Origin of the sequence: Moorena sp. SIO2C4, assembly GCF_010672485.1 — a bacterium.
Classification (GTDB): domain Bacteria; phylum Cyanobacteriota; class Cyanobacteriia; order Cyanobacteriales; family Coleofasciculaceae; genus Moorena; species Moorena producens.
This window is the reverse complement of sequence record NZ_JAAHGN010001023.1, coordinates 1-2,708: the sequence shown is the minus strand read 5'-3', so window position 1 is coordinate 2,708 and position 2,708 is coordinate 1. Positions and strand designations below refer to the sequence as shown.

2 protein-coding genes and 1 pseudogene are annotated in these 2,708 nt (G+C 45.8%); 2 read left to right on the top strand and 1 reads right to left on the bottom strand.

Going from position 1 to position 2,708, the window contains the following annotated elements; all coding sequences use genetic code 11:
* Positions 1–174 (bottom strand): annotated as a pseudogene (locus F6K20_RS40965) (hormogonium polysaccharide biosynthesis protein HpsJ); the annotation flags it as partial.
* Between the two features lie 427 nt (positions 175–601).
* Here F6K20_RS40965 and pgl point away from each other — a divergent pair.
* Both pgl and F6K20_RS33080 read left to right on the top strand, forming a co-directional pair.
* Entirely contained in the window at positions 602–1,324 is a 723-nt protein-coding gene (gene pgl / locus F6K20_RS33085) for a 6-phosphogluconolactonase (RefSeq protein ID WP_008178529.1), read from the top strand.
* A 293-nt stretch (positions 1,325–1,617) separates the two neighbouring features.
* A complete protein-coding gene (locus tag F6K20_RS33080; protein ID WP_008178531.1) occupies positions 1,618–2,505 on the top strand; it encodes a double zinc ribbon and FHA domain-containing protein in 888 nt (295 codons plus the stop codon).
* Positions 2,506–2,708: the final 203 nt, after the last annotated feature.

Sequence of the window (2,708 nt, the reverse complement as noted above, 5' to 3'; positions counted from 1 at the left end):
TCGGTCAACAACTTGGGTAGCAAAGTTCAACTGCCACTCTGGCTTTAACAGGCTAGCTCCCTGTGAGGGAATTGCCAAAATGATGTAATCCAAAAGAGAGGAAACGATCATTATCACCCCGACAACCTTAAGAGTCAGAGCAGTAAACGAGGAATAAACAGAATTAGTATTCATGGGCTATGAAGCGCGATTATTAGATTAACTTAATCATCGAATTTAGTACTTGAATGATTAATTCCTCCTCAAATTACTGGCTTACTAGTTTTTGGAGTAGTTTTTGGAGTACTCACTCAAGTGTAAAAATAGAATAGCACGAAGGCCAACCATGGCGCTTTGCCCATATTAACCTATGGCAATCAAGAATCCTAACTCCAACATCCTAGCTGGTGTTAAGTTTTAGAGGGGAAGTCCCGCGCTCTACATTTTAGGTGAGCGTCACCAGCCTTAGCCATTAACCATTAACCATTAACCATTAACCATTAACCACTAATCAAGGTGTTAGGATAATTCCTGGTATTCTTCCTTAATCAGGTAAAGCGATCGCACAATCGCTGATTAACGGTAGTCTTGTGGATGTAGTGTTCCTCGGCAGACAGGTTTTATGAACAAAGTGGTTGAAGTTGTACCGGATAAAGAAGCTTTGATTAGGCGAGCTGTTGATGTTGTCCTCAGTAAAATCGAAGGAGCAATCCAGGCTAACGGTCGCTGTACCATTGCCCTTGCTGGCGGTAGCACCCCCAAGCCTTTATACGAAGCGATCGCTACCTTTGACCTTGCCTGGAATAACATTCATGTGTTTTGGGGTGATGAACGCTATGTTAGTCCCGAGCACCCGGATAGTAATCAAAGGATGGCTCGTCTGGCCTGGTTAGACAAAGTCGATATACCAGAGGCTAACATTCACCCCATGCCCACCGATGGCTCTAGTCCCACTGCTGATGCCGATAAACATCAAGCTCAACTGTATGAGTTTTTTGGCATACCAGTAGGAGAGTTTCCTCACTTTGATGTAATTTTGTTAGGCATTGGTGATGATGGCCATACTGCCTCCCTATTCCCCCATACAGAGGCTCTGCAAGTAAAAGACCGACTAGTTACAGTTGGCAACAAAGATGGTCAACCACGAATCACCTTTACGTCGAGCTTGATTAACCATGCCAACTGCGTTATGTTTCTGGTTGCTGGTGCTGGCAAAAGAGCAGCCTTGGCTCAAATATTTGCCCCCGAAGCTGATCCACAAACCTATCCAGCTCGGTTGATCCAGCCCCAAGGAGAACTTTGGTGGCTTCTAGATGAATCAGCAGGTCAAGATTTGAAACATTGACAAGCGCGGAAGTGTCAAGTGTGAACGATGAAGTGCGAAACAGTAACTTCAATCAAGTCTATTACAAGTGGGGCAGGACGTGTTCCTGACAAGAAAACGCGCCATGATGGAATCCAGTTATTGATAGTTCTATCACTAATAGTACCTCGTTCGCGCAGAGTCTCCAAAGGAGAAAGGAGTTCTGGTAGCCTTAAGAGGTGCATTAAGCCTACACTTGCCCGATCGGGAAGTGTATGATCGTCACATTATCTGAAACTAGATAATAGCTGTTAAAAATAATAAATTAAAGTTCTATGATTGTTTGCCCTAACTGCAATCACCAAAATCCGGAAGGGGCTACCCAATGTGAAGCCTGCTACACTCCCTTACCTTCCACTACCAGCTGTCCTAACTGTGGTGCAACAGTTCAGACTGACGCAAGCTTCTGTGGTCAGTGTGGATTTCACTTGAATGTGGGTGCCAATATGGAGAAAGGGGAGAAATCAGGGTCAAACTCTACCCCAGAGATACCCGACTTGGTATCCCCAGACCCACTTATTGAACCTATACCCATGGCTATGAATACTCAAGTCCCCGATCCAGCATCCAATCCTATCAGTTCTGATGATGCTGAATCTACCACCCCTATGCCAGCTACGGTCGTTAATCCAGCCCTCAACTCAGAAGCATTTCAACCGCAGAATCCTGACTTAGAAACCCTGCCATTGCCGCTACCTACCGTTGGCAATTTAGGGTTTTCTCAGGAAGAATCTAGCCAAAACTCGCCATCACCGTCAATACCAGAAGCTGACTTAGAGAACCCGCCACCGCCCCCTGTACCCAATAGAGGTACTGCCCAAACTCAGTTGCAGGTAATCTCAGCTCAACTGCTGCATATGCAAACCAATACAACAATTGAGTTACCGCAGCATATATCGGTGATTCATCTGGGTAAGCCCAATGATAAAATTCCCCCGGATATTGATGTCTCTGGTTTTCCTGACTCAGACATTGTCTCTCGCATTCACGCCGATATCAGAGTTGAGGGGGATACCTACTATATAGAAGATGTAGGCAGCTCCAATGGCACTTATGTCAACCACACGTCTCTAGCACCAGGCAATCGGCATCGGCTAAGAACAGGCGATCGCATTAGCTTGGGGAAAGGTGATAAAGTGACATTTTTGTTCCAAAGTTCTTGAGTTTCCGGTGCTAGGTGGGTGTGACAGCTGGTTGTGCAAAATTGATCTCGGACAAAGCCCCGACCTAAAGCGCTAGCTAGGTCGGGGCAGTTTACTATCGGGGGAGTTTGGCACTGGTTCCGTTAAGCGGGTGGTTGAAAGTCTTGCTATATCTGAATTAGGAGGGATAATAGGTAAGATTTGACCTGTCGCGACTTAGAGGT